The sequence below is a fragment of the Brevibacillus fulvus genome (genome assembly GCF_016908525.1).
GTDB classification, from domain to species: domain Bacteria; phylum Bacillota; class Bacilli; order Brevibacillales; family Brevibacillaceae; genus Brevibacillus_G; species Brevibacillus_G fulvus.
In genome coordinates this window covers 51,411-66,571 of record NZ_JAFBEB010000005.1, presented here as the reverse complement: position 1 = coordinate 66,571, position 15,161 = coordinate 51,411, and the positions used below count along the sequence as shown (strand labels likewise).

The window sequence follows — 15,161 nt, the reverse complement described above, 5'->3', positions numbered from 1 at the left end:
GGATTTTCCTATTGATAACTCGTATTAAACAGTAATTAATAAATACAGAAGATGTGCGGGGGGAATCTTGTGATGCAGGAGAAAAAAGTTTTGGTTGTTGATGATCAATATGGCATTCGGATCCTTTTGTATGAGGTGCTGGGCAAAGAGGGTTACAAAACGTTCCAAGCTGCAAACGGAAAAATGGCCTTGGAGATCGTCGAAAAAGAATCTCCCGATCTGGTGATCCTCGATATGAAAATTCCTGGCATGGATGGCATAGAAATATTAAAGCACATCAAAAAAATTAACCAGGATATTAAAGTGATCATGATGACGGCTTACGGTGAATTGGACATGATCAAAGAGGCAACGCAACTGGGAGCGCTTACTCATTTTACGAAGCCGTTTGACATTGACGAACTTCGCTTGGCTGTGAGTCAGCAACTTGTTGGCTAAAATCTGTTAAGAAATTTTTCGTTGTGGTATAATAAGCCAAGTCACACACCAGTTCACTATGGGAGGAGCCATATTAATCATGCCATTGGTACCTATGACCGCTTTTATAGAGGATGCCAAAAAGAACAAGTACGCTGTTGGACAATTCAACCTTAATAATCTTGAATTTACGCAAGCGATTACAGAGGCTGCCGCTGAAGAGAAATCCCCGGTTATCTTTGGCGTGTCCGAAGGGGCAATGAAATATATGGGACTGGATTATACAGTCGCCATCGCCAAAGTAGCCGCTGAACGCGCGGGTGTACCGATTGCGCTTCACCTGGATCACGGGAGCAGCTTCGATGTGGTAATGAAATGCATTCGCGCCGGCTTTTCTTCCGTAATGTTTGACGGTTCTCATTACCCGTATGAAGAAAACATTCGCTTGACGAAAAAGGTGGTGGAAGCAGCCCATGCCGTTGGCGTATCTGTAGAAGGTGAGTTGGGTACAATTGGCGGTGTGGAAGACGATCTTTCTGTTGATGAGAAAGATGCCGCTTTGGCAAAACCGGAAGAAGCGATTCGTTTCTGGGAAGAGACAAAAGTGGATTATGTAGCGATTGCCGTTGGAACTGCTCACGGTATGTATAAAGGCGAACCGAAGATTCACTACGATATTATCGAAGAAGTAGCGAAAAATATAGGCGCGCCGATCGTGCTTCATGGCGGTTCCGGTGTGCCTGATGAAGCGATCAAAAAAGCGATCAGTCTGGGTGTTGGCAAAATCAATGTCAACACGGAAAACCAGGTAGCTTGCACGCAAACGATCCGCGACATCTTGAACGCAAAACCGAATGAAATCGATCCGCGTAAATATCTCGGTCCTGCACGCGAAGCAATCAAAGAGGTTGTGAGGGGAAAAATTCGGTTGTTCGGCAGCAACAACCGCGTATAAAGCAGGAGGGTATTCATGAAATTTCTGATTGATACAGCCAACGTCGAAGAGATACGTCAGATTCATGAGTGGGGTGTTTTGGCCGGAGTCACGACCAACCCTTCGCTTGTGGCCAAGGAAGGCCGCGATTTTATCGAGACGCTCAAAGAGATTATCGATATTGTCGACGGGCCGATCAGTGCTGAGGTGATCAGTACTGACGCCAAAGGGATGATTGAGGAAGGCGAAAAACTGGCCTCCTTGTCCAAAAACATCGTCATCAAGATCCCGATGACCGAAGAAGGTCTGAAGGCGGTCAAACATTTCAAGAAACAAAAAATCAGAACCAACGTAACGCTGATCTTCAACGCCAACCAGGCGTTGCTGGCGGCGCGCGCAGGGGCAACGTATGTCTCTCCGTTCGTCGGCCGTCTGGATGACATTGGTCAGGACGGGTTGCGGTTGATCAGTGAAATTTCGGAAATTTTTGCGGTGCATGGCATTGAAACGGAAATTATCGCCGCCAGCGTTCGCCATCCTGTTCACGTAACTGAAGCGGCGCGGCGCGGAGCGGAATTTGCCACGATACCGTTTAAAGTGTTCAAACAACTGTTGGTCCACCCGCTGACAGAGAGCGGTTTGCAAAAGTTTTTGGCGGATTGGGCAAGCATGAAAAAGGAATAAGGACGGACTGGCCGAAGAGGAATCTTCGAACTTGACGATTTGTGATCGAGCACCTTTTCCAGTGGAGAAGGTGCTCCTTTCCCGAAAGCGGCTATGTGGTCCAACTGGCAACAAGATAGTGTGAGTATCGATGAAAAACAGATGAGCCCGAGGAGAACCGAATATGGAAAAGCTGTTTATCAATGGAGGCAAGCCGCTCGCGGGACATGTCACCATCAGCGGGGCAAAAAACAGTGCGGTGGCGCTTATTCCTGCTGCTTTGCTGGCTGATGGGCCTGTGGTCATTGAAAATTTGCCCAGCATACAGGATGTCGGTATTTATTATGAGTTGTTGCGCGAGATGGGTGTAGATGTGCTGTTCGAGGAAGATTGGATGGAAGTGGACAGTCGTCCGATGAAACTGATGGAAATGCCCAATGGCAAGGTGAAAAAGCTGCGGGCTTCTTATTATTTGTGGGGAGCTTTATTGGGCAAGTTTGGTGAAGCGAGAATCGGGATGCCGGGAGGTTGCGATCTGGGGCCACGTCCGGTAGATCTGCACATCAAAGGTTTTGAGGCACTGGGCGCGGAGGTGCACAATCACAACGGCGTCATGATTATCAAAGCAGAACGTCTTCGTGGAGCACGGATTTACCTGGACACGGTTAGTGTTGGTGCGACCATCAACATTATGCTGGCGGCAACGAAAGCGGAAGGAACGACCGTGATCGAAAATGCGGCCAGAGAGCCGGAGATCGTTGACGTAGCGACGCTTTTGAACAATATGGGAGCGGACATCAAGGGCGCGGGTACCGACGTCATTCGGATACAAGGGGTAAGCAAGCTGAGCGGTTGCCGCCATACGATTATCCCCGATCGAATTGAAGCGGGCACCTATATGATTGCGGCAGCAGCCACGCGTGGAGATGTCACGCTGGAAAATGTAATTCCAAAACATTTGGAATCGGTGACAGCCAAGCTCCGCGAAATCGGCGTAACGGTAGAAGAAGGGGATGACACCATTCGGGTCATCGGCCAGGAAAATTACCGTGCTGTCGATATTAAGACCAGCCCTTATCCCGGATTCCCCACTGATTTGCAACAACCGATTACATCCTTGCTAACTTTGGCTAAAGGAACGAGTATTGTAACCGATAACATATATGGGCACCGTTTCCGGCATATCGACGAATTGCGCCGGATGGGCGCAAATATTAAGGTAGAGGGACGTTCGGCGGTTATTGAAGGCGGCAGCAGTCTGTTGGGAGCGAAAGTAATTGCGTCCGACCTGCGCGCCGGTGCTGCACTCGTTATTGCCGCGCTTGTCGCCGAAGGTGTTGCTCAACTGGATGGTTTGGAACATATTGATCGCGGGTATGAGAATCTTGTGGGAAAATTGCAGCAACTGGGAGCGATCGTTCGACGCTTGTCATCGAACGGTACAGAAAACATAAAGTGTTAACAACCCGTGGGAGGAGAACTGACGATGGAACGCAGCTTGTCGCTTGAATTGGTACGGGTTACAGAAGCAGCCGCGCTTGCTTCAGCTCGCTGGATGGGGCTGGGTAAAAAAGACGAGGCTGACGATGCAGCTACAACCGCAATGCGAAAAGAATTTGAAAATGTGCCAATGGATGGCGTGGTAGTTATTGGCGAAGGTGAAATGGACGAGGCGCCAATGCTTTATATCGGAGAACAGCTTGGCCAAGGCGTAGAGCCGCGTGTTGACGTGGCGGTCGACCCTTTAGAAGGGACCAATATCGTGGCAAAAGGGACATGGAATGCCATCTCGGTCATTGCCATTGCCGATCGCGGAAACTTATTGCACGCGCCTGACATGTATATGGAAAAGATTGCGGTTGGACCCAAGGCAGTCGGGAAAATCGACATCAATGCACCGGTGGAAGACAATTTGAAGGCAGTGGCCCAGGCGTTGAACAAGGATATCAGCGATCTGGTGGCAGTGGTCCTCGATCGCGATCGCCATTCATCCATTATCGAACAAATCCGGAAAGCGGGAGCAAGAATCAAACTGATTCCGGATGGAGACGTGGCGGCTGCAATCAATACCGCTTTTCCCGACACTGGCGTGGATATTTTGTTTGGTTCCGGCGGCGCTCCCGAAGGTGTGCTCGCTGCTGTTGCCTTGAAATGCCTGGGAGGAGAAATCCAGGGAAAATTGTTGCCGCAAAATGAAGCGGAAGTCGAGCGATGCAAGAAAATGGGCTTGGCTGATCCTTATCAAGTCCTGTTTATGCATGATTTGGTTCGCGGAGACGATGCAATCTTTGCAGCGACCGGGGTGACCGACGGGGAGCTGCTGCGTGGCGTTCGTTTTCAGGGGAACACGGCGACGACTCATTCGGTGGTTATGCGAGCCAAAACAGGGACGATCCGTTTTATTGATGGTACCCACCGCTTAGAGCGCAAGCCTCGGCTTGTATGGTAAAGCAAAGAACAGACAAGAATGAAAACGAGATGATATAAAGAGTGGTGGAATAATTAGTGTTAATATCAGAACTAGAGGAAAAGAAACTGACTGAGCTGTATAAGCTCGCCAAAGAGTACCAGATTCCTTACTATTCACAGATGAAGAAGAAAGAATTGATTTTTGCAATCCTACGGGCAAGGGCTGAACGAGATGGGTTAATGTTTATGGAGGGTGTGCTGGAGATTCTCTCCGAAGGGTACGGCTTTTTGCGACCGATTAACTATCTGCCAAGCTCCGAAGACATTTATATTTCACAATCGCAAATCAGACGGTTCGACCTGAGAACAGGAGATCTTGTTTCAGGAAAGGTTCGTCCCCCGAAGGAAAACGAACGGTATTTCGGACTGTTGCAGGTTGAGGCAGTAAATGGACATGACCCCGATCTCGCTGCAGAACGTCTTCACTTCCCCGCCCTTACACCGCTTTATCCTCAAAAAAAGCTTGTTCTGGAAACAGAACCTACGAGAATCTCCGCGCGATTGATGGATCTGATCGCTCCGGTTGGACTTGGACAACGCGGTCTGATCGTTGCGCCGCCAAAAGCCGGAAAAACCATGTTGTTAAAAGAGATTGCCAATAGCATTACAGACAATCACCCTGATATTCATTTGTTCGTTTTGCTGATTGATGAACGTCCGGAAGAAGTAACCGACATGCAGCGCTCGGTGAACGGCGAAGTCATTGCCTCGACGTTTGACGAACTGCCGGAAAACCACATCAAAGTGGCGGAGCTTGTTCTGGAAAGGGCAAAGCGGCTGGTTGAGCATAAAAAAGACGTGGTAATTTTGCTCGATTCCATTACCCGATTGGCCCGGGCCTACAACCTGGTCATCCCGCCAAGCGGACGAACGTTGTCAGGCGGTATTGATCCAGCAGCCTTTCACCGGCCTAAGCGTTTCTTTGGTTCAGCCCGCAACATCGAAGAGGGAGGCAGTTTGACGATTTTGGCCACAGCGCTCGTCGAAACCGGTTCCCGCATGGATGATGTGATTTATGAGGAGTTTAAAGGAACGGGCAACATGGAGTTGCATCTTGACCGGAAACTGTCCGAACGGAGAATCTTCCCGGCGATTGATATTCGCCGTTCCGGTACGCGCCGTGAAGAATTATTGCTCAGCAAAGAAGAATTGGATAAACTCTGGGCAATCCGCAAAAACATGAATGAAAGCCATGATTATGTGGAAGCTTTCTTGAAAAAATTGGCCGAGTCAAAAACCAATGTTGAGTTTTTGCAATCCATTGAAACGAAGAATGGGCGAAGCCAAACGAAAACAACCAATACATCGGCGAGTTCGTAGATCGTAGACCTCGCTGCCACTCGGCACGGATCGCAGGTGCCGAGTTTTTTTATGGTCAAAAACGCGGGGCAACGGTCATATTTGGGTTCTGAACGCATAAAGTAGAAAAATAGAGTAGGCAGAGGAGGGACCCGAGATGGAAATCTACGATTCGGACTTGCCGTCCAACTGGAGCAGCCAGGAGGAGGCAAAACGGTCTGTGGTCGAGCAGACCTTGCTGCAGACGTTTAATCCGTATGCTGCCTTGCAAGATACTAAGCCGCAGAATGCCGTGCAAAACACGGTGATTACGTATATGGTTCAGCCGGGAGACACCCTCTCGGAAATTGCTTACAAATATGGTGTTGATTTAAAAGATCTCATTGAAGAAAATCGGCTAAACAATCCCAATATGGTGGGGATCGGAATCAAGCTCAATATTCGCCGCAACGAGATCGCGCACACAGTTGCCCGCGACGAGACGCTCGACAGCATTGCCAGACGATATCAAGTCAGAAAAGAACTTTTGATTGACCGCAACCCTTTGCTCAGATTGATGCCGGACAATCTCTACGTGGGACAGACGGTCTATGTGCCTCTGCCGGTCAGCAGACCGCTGCTTGCCGGCAATGTGCAGCTGCGAAAACAGATGGCGCAGTTGGCCAGTCGAAAAGCAACGAGAAGCCGCACGATGGATTGGCCGATTGATTCGCCAACCATTACCAGCGGGTTTGGCAGCAGGTGGGGGAAAATGCACAAAGGGTTGGATCTGTGGAATCAGGCGGAAGAGCAGACGCCGATTCGCGCCGCAAGAGAAGGAACAGTTGTGCAAGCCGGAGCCAATAATGGCGGCTACGGATTTTTGGTGGTACTGGATCATAGAGACGGTTTGCAAACTTTTTATGCCCATATGCGGAAAATTTCTGTATATGTCGGCCAGATCGTCAATCGTGGCGATGTTTTGGGATATATGGGCAACACCGGCGACTCCACCGGGTATCACCTTCATTTTGAAGTGCGGCAGGATAATGTGCCGGTAAATCCACTCCGTTACCTGAGCAGGTAATGCTTCACATTTACATCGCCTCGCCAATAAGGTAAAATGATTGGAATGGTCAAGAAGTGAGGCGATACACAAATGAATTTAGTTTATGCAGATGGGAAAGGTCAAGTTTATGATCACCCGGGCATTTTAGCCGTTGGCCGCAACGGTGATATATTGGTTGAAATATTGGAAGAAGAGTTAATTCCCCTGCCGGATGGGGCGACGTTGGTCAGCTTGCCGGAAACCGTGCCGGTCGGACTGGACCCTGATACGGGGGAAATGCTGAAACTTGACGGTTATACCGCGGTTGGCGCGCTGATTCCGCAAGGGTACACGCGGTTGCTCTTGCCCGGGTATGTCAAGACGAACAAAGATAGCAAATTTCCGCTATTCGGCTATACAGCGGTCGTGTGGAAAGATGGCGGGTTTTGGATTGCTGGACGAAAAAGCGACGAACCGCATAAATGGAATCCGGAAAATTTCCCGATGGACGAGCTGCGCAACCGTGTGCAGGAGACATTGACCGCTTTTCCGGACAACCGGATATTAAAGCATTTGTCCCATTGTGCGCTGGAATATGAATGTTTGACGGCTTCCAACAACTTTTTCCACCGCTGGGAAGGCAGCTTGCCGGTTTCCTATACGTGCAATGCCGGCTGTTACGGCTGTATTTCCGAACAGCCGGAAGACAGCGGATTCCCGTCGCCGCAAACGCGGATGAATTTTAAACCGACGGAAGACGAGTTGGTCGAAGTGATGCTGCACCATTTGCAAACACCGGAGAGCATCATCAGCTTTGGCCAAGGATGCGAAGGAGAGCCTTCGACGATGGCTTCCCTGATTATACCGGCGATGCGCAGAGTCCGTCAGCAAACCGATATGGGCTATATCAATATCAATACCAATGCCGGTCTGACTGATCACATCAAAGGGATCGTTGATGCCGGATTGGACTTGATGCGAGTCAGTATTATCAGCGCGATCGATGAACATTATAATGCGTATTACCGTCCTCGTCACTACACTTTGGAAAACGTGGCGCGATCGGCCGAGTATGCCGCTGCGAAAGGTGTTTACACCTCGATCAACTATCTCTGTTTCCCGGGCGTGTTTGACCGTGAGGAAGAGATGGAAGCGATGATCAAGTTCATTCGCCGAACCGGGATCAAATTGATTCAACTTCGCAATCTCAACATCGATCCGGAAAGTTATTTGGCCATGATTCCCAAGGCTCAGGGAGAAATTTTCGGCATGAAGCAGGCAATCGAGATCTATCAGCAAGAACTGCCGGATGTGATCATCGGATCGTTTACCCATGTTCCGCCGCAAGAATTGCGCCGCCGGAAAAATTTGGTCTGATAGAGGAAGTTGCAAACGAATATATTTCGTGTTAATATTTAATACATGCGTTTTATATAACTCTGTTTCGGCAAACGATTCAGGGCGGAAAAGAGGGTGTGAAAATAATGAAACAAGGTATTCATCCAAACTACAATGTAGTAAAAGTTACCTGTGCTTGCGGTAATGAGTTTGAATCCGGTTCTGTGAAACAAGCTCTTCGTGTAGAGATTTGCTCTAACTGTCACCCATTCTTCACAGGTAAACAAAAATTTGTAGATGCTGGTGGCCGTGTAGATCGTTTCAAACGCAAATACAATCTTTCCTAATAAGATTGAGTGCTCTCAAAACCAGGTGGAGAAATCTGCCTGGTTTTGTTTTTGCCGAAAGTTGCCGCCAAGTGGTATTCTGCTTTTTCAAGTCTTGTTTTTCTGGTCGATCTTGCTATTCTTTTTGTGGTGAAGGAAAAAAACAGGAACCGTTGAGGTTAGAGGGAGAACGCAAAATTGGCACAATTGTACTTTCGCTACGGAGCAATGAACGCTTCCAAATCGATTCAATTGTTAACGGTTGCCCACAACTATGAACAGTCGGGAAAGAAAGTGATGGTGTTCACGCCGGCAATCGATGACCGTTTTGGCGTAGGCAAGGTCGCTTCCCGTGTAGGTATCAGCCGCGACGCGATCCCGATCGGCAATGACACCGATATTTTTGCCATCGTCTTGGGCGAAGCGGAAAAGCCGCATTGCGTGCTGGTGGACGAGGGGCAATTTTTGCATCGTCAACACGTTAAGCAATTGACTTTGATTGTGGATGAACTGGACATACCGGTAATTGTGTACGGATTGCTGAAGAATTTCAAAAATGAGCTGTTTGAGGGTACCCAATATTTGTTGTCGGAAGCAGATAAAATTGAGGAGATCAAGACGGTCTGCGTCTTTTGCAATAAGAAAGCGACGCATATATTGAAATACAAAAATGGACAACCCGTCTATACCGGAGAAACGATTGAAATTGGCGGCAATGATACATATAGCAGTGTATGTCGGCAGCACTACTATCATCCGCCTGCAATGGAACGGAAATGAATAGCAGCAACAAAGCCACCTTCTTTTTGCATGCTCCATCTGACAGATGCGCAAACTAGGCAAAACAGGAGGTGGCTTTTTCATGCAACGGAAGATGCTTGTTTACAACCTGCTGCTTCGAACGGTCATTGTCGGTCTGATTGCCGTCGCTCTCGCCGGATGTGGCCGCAACGATGTCCAGCAGCGGAGCATGGGTACGCGCAGCCTCGATCCACAGGCGAACGCGACGCTGATCAACGACCGCAATCACGACGAGTTGGACAGACAAGCACCGGCGATTGAGGATCGTGATCATGTAATGGGGCGCAACCAAAACCCGAATCTGCGCATCGGCCATTCCGCGGTAATCAACAATCGGGTTGATATTGAAAACATGGTCATGATGGCAAAAAGCGTCAACGGAGTGGAAAACGCCCGTGTCACCCTTCACGGCGGAAACGCATATGTTACCTTGGATTTGGTTCCAAACGTGACAGCCGGCCAGGCCCGGTCTATTGAGCGAGAAGTAATCGCCAGGCTGAGGCAAAAAGTACCCCGTTATGATTTTCACATCACCTCAAATGATGGATTCGTTCGCTAACGGTGCGGGCTCGGCATTTGCCGGGCTTTTCTATATTTACTTTTTGTCCGCGATTTACTATAATTATAATGTTATAAAGCATTTTGGATAAGGGGTGAAAGCAATGTTTGCACGCTTATCTGCTGTTGAAGAGCGTTATGAAGAAGTAACCAATTTACTCTGTGACCCCGATATTATCAGCGACACGAAAAAATTACGGGACCTTTCCAAAGAGCAGCGGTCATTGGAAGAAACCGTTGCGGTTTATCGTGAATATAAATCTGTCAACTCGCAGCTGGACGACGCCAAGGCGATGTTGGAAGAAAAACTCGACGACGAAATGCGCGATATGGTCAAGCTGGAGATTTCCGAGCTGAGCAAACGCAAGGAACAACTGGAGAATCGTTTGAAAATCTTGTTGTTGCCGAAAGATCCAAACGATGACAAGAACGTCATTGTCGAGATTCGCGGGGCTGCCGGCGGTGACGAAGCTGCCTTGTTTGCGGCCGATCTCTACCGGATGTATACCCGTTATGCCGAACGGCAAGGTTTCCGTGTGGAGGTATTGGAGGCAAATCCGACCGATATCGGCGGTTTCAAGGAGATTATTTTTTCTGTCAGCGGCCACGGCGCCTACTCCAAATTGAAATTTGAAAGCGGCGCACACCGTGTACAACGGATTCCTTCAACCGAATCCGGCGGCCGGATCCACACGTCGACTTCCACAGTGATTGTGCTGCCGGAAGCAGAAGATCTGGAAGTGGAAATCAACGAAAAAGACATTCGGGTGGATACGTTCTGTTCCAGCGGTGCAGGCGGTCAGAGCGTAAACACGACCAAATCGGCCGTTCGCGTAACGCATATCCCGACCGGTATCGTCGTTTCCTGCCAGGACGAGAAATCGCAAAACTCCAATAAGGATAAGGCGCTTCGGGTTTTGCGCGCGCGTTTGTTTGACTTCTATCAGCAACAGGCGATGGCGGAGCAAGATGCTGCACGGCGCAGTCTGGTCGGAACCGGGGACCGCAGCGAACGGATTCGCACCTACAATTTCCCGCAAAGCCGTGTGACAGACCACCGGATTGGTTTGACCTTGCACCGTTTGGAATCAATTTTGGCGGGAGAACTGGACGAAGTCATTGATAATCTGATCATGCATGAGCAAACAGAGCTCTTGAAAAGTCAGCATGCAACCGCGTAATCAGCTTTATACCATTCAAGAGGCCCTGCAGTGGGCTTCTTCGTTTTTACGCGAGGCCGGAACAAAGGACCCCCGTTTTGAAGCGGAGCTGTTGCTGCGACATTGCCTGGACATGAATCGGACGACGTTTCTTGCCTCGTTGCACGAACGGATGGCAGCGGATGCGTTGGAGCGGTTGGAGACTCTCTGTAAACGCAGAGCAGCCCATGAACCGATTCAGTATATGCTGGCGGAACAGGAATTTTACGGGCGTCCATTTTCTGTTGGCCCGGGTGTGTTGATACCTCGCCCGGAAACGGAAATTTTGATCGAGCAAATTTTGCTGCGGGCCGATCAACTCTGGCCTGCGGGGGAGGCGCTGCAAGTAACCGATGTGGGCACCGGCAGCGGTGCGATTGCCTTGACGCTGGCATGTGAGCGTCCCGATTGGCAGGTAACGACAATCGATCTGTCCGCTGAAGCGATCGCGATCGCCAAACGCAACAGCAAACGACTCGGTGTTGATGAGCGGGTCCGCTTTTTGCAAGGTGATTTATTGAGCCCGATCTTGCAGTCCGGCGAGCAGATGGACATTTTGGTGTCCAATCCGCCTTATATTCCTAGCGAGGACGTCGATGAACTGGATCGGGAAGTGCGCGATTTTGAACCAAGGCTGGCCTTGGATGGCGGCGAAGATGGATTAGACTGTTACCGCCAGCTTTGTGCACAACTCCCGCAAATCCTCCGCCCCAAGGCGTTGGTAGGGTTTGAAGTAGGGATTTATCAAGCGCCTGTGGTTGCCGATCTGCTCCGTGCTTCCGGCGCGATCGACCAGGTTTGTGTTGTGGCCGATTTGGCCGGCATTGAGCGAGTCGTGCTCGGTTGGCGAGGTTGATAGAAAAAAGAGAGAACTGCTGGTATGTTTTCCGTAATTTCTGTTCATACTGACTGGTAAAGAGAGAAGTCAGAAAACGGGGAGACGGTGGACATGAAGCGGTTCTTTTTTCTATTGGCAGCATTTCTTGTGGCATGGATGAGTTGGGAGAATCAGTTGAATGCCGCAAATGTGATAGATAATGGTCCGATTCCGGAAAAGTCGATTCGCTTGCGCATTATCGCGAACAGCGATTCGGTTCGGGATCAATGGGTAAAGCGGGAAGTACGCGACGCGATCGTTGCCCGAATGAATCAATGGGTGAGCGATTTGCATTCGTATGACCAAGCGGAAGTTTACGTGCGCGGAAAATTGCCAGAATTGCAGCAATTGGTTGACGAAACGATCGCCGAGAGAGGATTTGCCTACAAAGCGGTGGTCGATTTTGGACAAGTGCCTTTTCCGACCAAGCTGTACGGTTCCTACGTTTATCCGGCGGGTAACTACGAGGCACTGCGGGTCAGAATTGGCGAGGCAAAAGGGCAAAACTGGTGGTGTGTCCTGTTCCCGCCGCTTTGCTTTATCGATATGGCCAACGGGGATGCGATTGAACCGAGCGCGGAAAAGCCGACGGACAAGTCCGAGCTGCTTGATGATAGAACGATCGTTGGGGACAATGATCAGGAAACTGTGGATACTGTGGATAAACCTATGGATTTTGTGGATAAAAAGGAGGAGACTGTCGCGGTGGCATCGGCAGGACCGGAGATCAGCGTGCGTTCTTACTTCTGGGACATGGTAACTTCCTGGTTTTAGGGGAGAGACTCGGTTTTTCGGCGAAGGATCACGGTCAATCTGACTTGGTGACAAAGCGCAGGTGGATAAGCTCTTAAAGTTATTCACAATTTACCCACAGGCTGTTGAAAACTTTTTGGAACAACTCTATACTGTGAAAAAGAATGGCTGATGGAACCATGATATGGAAAGGATTGCACTCATGTTGGAACAAACTGATACAAAAGTCGTTGTTGTGGATAAAAATGTGGAGCGTTTGGAAAGTTGTGCACAGATTGTGGATGGAGCAAAATTGCTGCGCGAGGGAGAGATCGTTGCTTTCCCGACGGAAACCGTCTATGGTCTGGGAGCGAATGCGCTGTCTGATCAAGCAGTGGCAAAAATATATCAGGCCAAAGGAAGACCGAGCGATAATCCGTTGATTGTGCATATTGCCGATTTGACGCAGTTGAAGCAGGTGGTTCGCGAGGTATCAGAACGCGCGAACCGTTTGATCGAGGCGTTTTGGCCAGGGCCGCTGACTTTGATTATGCCAAAATCCGCTCAGGTCGCTGATCTCGTCACAGCGGGATTGGATACGGTCGGAGTTCGCATGCCGGATCATCCGGTAGCGCTTGCCTTGATCAAGCAAGCGAACGTTCCGGTAGCAGCGCCAAGTGCCAATCGCTCAGGCAAGCCCAGCCCGACAACCGCGGAGCATGTACGAACCGATTTAAACGGGCGGATTCCTTATTTGATTGATGGAGGCACTGCCGGAATCGGTGTGGAATCAACAGTGCTGGATGTAACGGTCGAACCGCCGTTGATCCTTCGTCCGGGCGGCATAACCGCGGAGCAAATCGCTGCGGTCATTGGGGAAGTAAGGCTGGACCCCGCCCTGCAGGCCGATGCGGGAGAAACCCCGCGCGCACCCGGCATGAAATATACGCATTACGCACCCGGTGGCGATATGTGGCTGGTCGAGGGAGAAGCGGATAAAGTTGCTGTAAAAATGAAAGAATTGCTTGAACAGGCGAAAAGCAACGGGTTAAAGACAGGCGTGCTCGTTCCGGAAGAATTTGCCTCGATCTGGGAGGCTGAGCCTTGCGCCGATATTGTGATCAGCTGCGGCTCACTCCAACATTTGGAGACGGTAGCGCAAAATTTGTACGCCAGTTTGCGTATGTTTGATGAGTTTCAAGTTCAATCTATCATCAGTATGACGGTTCCTAAAACGGGAATCGGCATTACGATCATGAACCGCATGGAAAAGGCCGCTGGCGGGCAGGTTATCCGCGTTTAACCTGCATGTTTTCCTTCTTGTCCGCATATGGTGAAGGGACGAGAGGAGGAGGAAGCGTGGAGTTTACCTTATTCCACTGGGGCCAATTTTTGACCCTGCTCATGATAGCATTTGCGATCAGTATGGATGCTTTCTCTTTAGGAATCGGTGTAGGGATGGTCGGAATACGGCTGCGAGAAATAATCAAAGTGAGCGTCACGATCGGACTGTTTCATGTTGGTATGCCGTTGGCTGGCATCGTAATCGGGATTTATTTGACAGATATGATCGGTGACATTGCAGTGATCGTCGGAGGAATCATTCTGATGTTCATTGGCTTACATATGCTATGGAATGGATTTTTTCGGGTGGAAGAGAAAAGTATCATGCAGACCAAAGGGCTGGGACTGTTTATGTTTGCGTTCAGCGTCAGTCTTGATGCGTTGTCGGTCGGTTTTTCGTTTGGTCTGATCGAAGTAAACAAACTGCTGGCGGTTGCCATGTTTGGCATAATGGGCGGGCTGATGACAGGGTTTGGATTGCTGCTTGGCCGTACCGTTGGCGGCTGGCTGGGCGAGTACAGTGAAGTATTGGGCGGACTCATTCTCTTTGCATTTGGGCTGAAATTTATGCTATAACCATTTCAAGGCAAAAACTGATGACGACAGACAGGAGGTCCACACATTGCAGCGAATACTTTTTGTATGCACGGGCAATACATGCCGAAGTCCGATGGCGGAAGCATTGTTCCGGGCAAAAGCAGCAGGCAGCAACTTTGAGGTTCGTTCAGCCGGAGTCGCTGCTTTTGATGGACAACGGGCATCGGATTATGCTTTGCAGGTGTTGGCGGAAAGAGGCATTCTGCACGATCACCAATCGCGGCGGTTGAATGAGCAACTGATCCAATGGGCCGACCTCATCCTGACGATGAGCAGGGGGCATAAAGATGCGATTCACGGTTTTTATCCCCAAGCGGCAGGGAAAGTCTATACGCTGACCGAATTTGCCAACGCCGATCCGAACAGGGATATTGCCGATCCGTTCGGCGGCAGCTTGTATGATTACCAGAAATGCGCAGAAGAGATTGACCATTTGCTGGATCGGCTGTATCAAAAACTGATCCAGGCGCACACGCGGGAATCATGAGAGAAGAGAAGAGACTGGTAAACATTCCGGGATCTTCTTTTTGATTTAAATACGAATAATTTTGCCATCAAGCAAGTTGAATGTTCACTGTTT

General features: G+C 49.6%; 17 protein-coding genes. All 17 read left to right on the top strand.

Annotated elements, in window-relative coordinates:
- The first annotated feature begins 72 nt into the window (after nucleotides 1–72).
- A complete protein-coding gene (locus JOD01_RS08895; protein ID WP_204517964.1) occupies nucleotides 73–438 on the top strand; it encodes a response regulator in 366 nt (121 codons plus the stop codon).
- Between the two features lie 79 nt (nucleotides 439–517).
- Nucleotides 518–1,372: a class II fructose-1,6-bisphosphate aldolase gene (locus JOD01_RS08890; RefSeq protein WP_204517962.1), complete on the top strand. Its 855-nt coding sequence runs from the start codon at nucleotides 518–520 to the stop codon at nucleotides 1,370–1,372.
- A gap of 15 nt (nucleotides 1,373–1,387) precedes the next feature.
- The gene (gene fsa, locus JOD01_RS08885) at nucleotides 1,388–2,035 is read left to right on the top strand and encodes a fructose-6-phosphate aldolase (protein WP_204517961.1); all 648 of its coding nucleotides are present in this window, start codon (nucleotides 1,388–1,390) and stop codon (nucleotides 2,033–2,035) included.
- A gap of 163 nt (nucleotides 2,036–2,198) precedes the next feature.
- Nucleotides 2,199–3,476: a UDP-N-acetylglucosamine 1-carboxyvinyltransferase gene (locus JOD01_RS08880; protein ID WP_204517959.1), complete on the top strand. Its 1,278-nt coding sequence runs from the start codon at nucleotides 2,199–2,201 to the stop codon at nucleotides 3,474–3,476.
- A 24-nt stretch (nucleotides 3,477–3,500) separates the two neighbouring features.
- Nucleotides 3,501–4,463 (top strand): class II fructose-bisphosphatase, encoded by a 963-nt coding sequence (gene glpX, locus JOD01_RS08875; protein WP_204517954.1) that lies wholly within the window; start codon nucleotides 3,501–3,503, stop codon nucleotides 4,461–4,463.
- A gap of 56 nt (nucleotides 4,464–4,519) precedes the next feature.
- Nucleotides 4,520–5,803 (top strand): transcription termination factor Rho, encoded by a 1,284-nt coding sequence (rho, locus tag JOD01_RS08870; RefSeq protein ID WP_204517952.1) that lies wholly within the window; start codon nucleotides 4,520–4,522, stop codon nucleotides 5,801–5,803.
- Nucleotides 5,804–5,939: 136 nt separating this feature from the next.
- The gene (locus JOD01_RS08865; protein ID WP_204517951.1) at nucleotides 5,940–6,848 is read left to right on the top strand and encodes a M23 family metallopeptidase; all 909 of its coding nucleotides are present in this window, start codon (nucleotides 5,940–5,942) and stop codon (nucleotides 6,846–6,848) included.
- 72 nt (nucleotides 6,849–6,920) lie between these two features.
- Entirely contained in the window at nucleotides 6,921–8,186 is a 1,266-nt protein-coding gene (locus tag JOD01_RS08860; protein ID WP_204517949.1) for a radical SAM family protein, read from the top strand.
- Between the two features lie 107 nt (nucleotides 8,187–8,293).
- Nucleotides 8,294–8,494 (top strand): 50S ribosomal protein L31, encoded by a 201-nt coding sequence (gene rpmE / locus JOD01_RS08855; protein ID WP_204517947.1) that lies wholly within the window; start codon nucleotides 8,294–8,296, stop codon nucleotides 8,492–8,494.
- A 177-nt stretch (nucleotides 8,495–8,671) separates the two neighbouring features.
- Nucleotides 8,672–9,253 (top strand): thymidine kinase, encoded by a 582-nt coding sequence (locus tag JOD01_RS08850; RefSeq protein WP_204517942.1) that lies wholly within the window; start codon nucleotides 8,672–8,674, stop codon nucleotides 9,251–9,253.
- Nucleotides 9,254–9,335: 82 nt separating this feature from the next.
- A complete protein-coding gene (locus JOD01_RS08845) occupies nucleotides 9,336–9,833 on the top strand; it encodes a sporulation protein (RefSeq protein WP_204517941.1) in 498 nt (165 codons plus the stop codon).
- Between the two features lie 103 nt (nucleotides 9,834–9,936).
- Complete coding sequence (gene prfA / locus JOD01_RS08840) at nucleotides 9,937–11,013, top strand: peptide chain release factor 1 (RefSeq protein ID WP_204517940.1); 1,077 nt, start codon at nucleotides 9,937–9,939, stop codon at nucleotides 11,011–11,013.
- Complete coding sequence (gene prmC / locus JOD01_RS08835) at nucleotides 11,000–11,887, top strand: peptide chain release factor N(5)-glutamine methyltransferase (protein ID WP_204517939.1); 888 nt, start codon at nucleotides 11,000–11,002, stop codon at nucleotides 11,885–11,887. The genes prfA and prmC overlap by 14 nt, the downstream gene beginning before the upstream one ends.
- Before the next feature lie 93 nt (nucleotides 11,888–11,980).
- Nucleotides 11,981–12,682: a stage II sporulation protein R gene (gene spoIIR / locus JOD01_RS08830; protein WP_204517935.1), complete on the top strand. Its 702-nt coding sequence runs from the start codon at nucleotides 11,981–11,983 to the stop codon at nucleotides 12,680–12,682.
- Nucleotides 12,683–12,863: 181 nt separating this feature from the next.
- Nucleotides 12,864–13,943, top strand: a complete 1,080-nt coding sequence (locus tag JOD01_RS08825) for an L-threonylcarbamoyladenylate synthase (protein ID WP_204517930.1) — start codon at nucleotides 12,864–12,866, stop codon at nucleotides 13,941–13,943.
- 101 nt (nucleotides 13,944–14,044) lie between these two features.
- Complete coding sequence (locus JOD01_RS08820) at nucleotides 14,045–14,560, top strand: manganese efflux pump MntP (protein ID WP_239565351.1); 516 nt, start codon at nucleotides 14,045–14,047, stop codon at nucleotides 14,558–14,560.
- A 46-nt stretch (nucleotides 14,561–14,606) separates the two neighbouring features.
- The gene (locus JOD01_RS08815) at nucleotides 14,607–15,068 is read left to right on the top strand and encodes a low molecular weight protein arginine phosphatase (protein ID WP_204517924.1); all 462 of its coding nucleotides are present in this window, start codon (nucleotides 14,607–14,609) and stop codon (nucleotides 15,066–15,068) included.
- Nucleotides 15,069–15,161 lie beyond the last annotated feature (93 nt).

Bases quoted from the DNA above. Each gene is read 5' to 3' on its own strand.
- JOD01_RS08895 (WP_204517964.1), top strand. From the start codon at position 73: ATGCAGGAGAAAAAAGTTTTGGTTGTTGATGATCAATATGGCATTCGG.
- JOD01_RS08890 (WP_204517962.1), top strand. From the start codon at position 518: ATGCCATTGGTACCTATGACCGCTTTTATAGAGGATGCCAAAAAGAAC.
- fsa (WP_204517961.1), top strand. From the start codon at position 1,388: ATGAAATTTCTGATTGATACAGCCAACGTCGAAGAGATACGTCAGATT.
- JOD01_RS08880 (WP_204517959.1), top strand. From the start codon at position 2,199: ATGGAAAAGCTGTTTATCAATGGAGGCAAGCCGCTCGCGGGACATGTC.
- glpX (WP_204517954.1), top strand. From the start codon at position 3,501: ATGGAACGCAGCTTGTCGCTTGAATTGGTACGGGTTACAGAAGCAGCC.
- JOD01_RS08865 (WP_204517951.1), top strand. From the start codon at position 5,940: ATGGAAATCTACGATTCGGACTTGCCGTCCAACTGGAGCAGCCAGGAG.
- JOD01_RS08860 (WP_204517949.1), top strand. From the start codon at position 6,921: ATGAATTTAGTTTATGCAGATGGGAAAGGTCAAGTTTATGATCACCCG.
- rpmE (WP_204517947.1), top strand. From the start codon at position 8,294: ATGAAACAAGGTATTCATCCAAACTACAATGTAGTAAAAGTTACCTGT.
- JOD01_RS08845 (WP_204517941.1), top strand. From the start codon at position 9,336: ATGCAACGGAAGATGCTTGTTTACAACCTGCTGCTTCGAACGGTCATT.
- prfA (WP_204517940.1), top strand. From the start codon at position 9,937: ATGTTTGCACGCTTATCTGCTGTTGAAGAGCGTTATGAAGAAGTAACC.
- prmC (WP_204517939.1), top strand. From the start codon at position 11,000: ATGCAACCGCGTAATCAGCTTTATACCATTCAAGAGGCCCTGCAGTGG.
- spoIIR (WP_204517935.1), top strand. From the start codon at position 11,981: ATGAAGCGGTTCTTTTTTCTATTGGCAGCATTTCTTGTGGCATGGATG.
- JOD01_RS08825 (WP_204517930.1), top strand. From the start codon at position 12,864: ATGTTGGAACAAACTGATACAAAAGTCGTTGTTGTGGATAAAAATGTG.
- JOD01_RS08820 (WP_239565351.1), top strand. From the start codon at position 14,045: ATGATAGCATTTGCGATCAGTATGGATGCTTTCTCTTTAGGAATCGGT.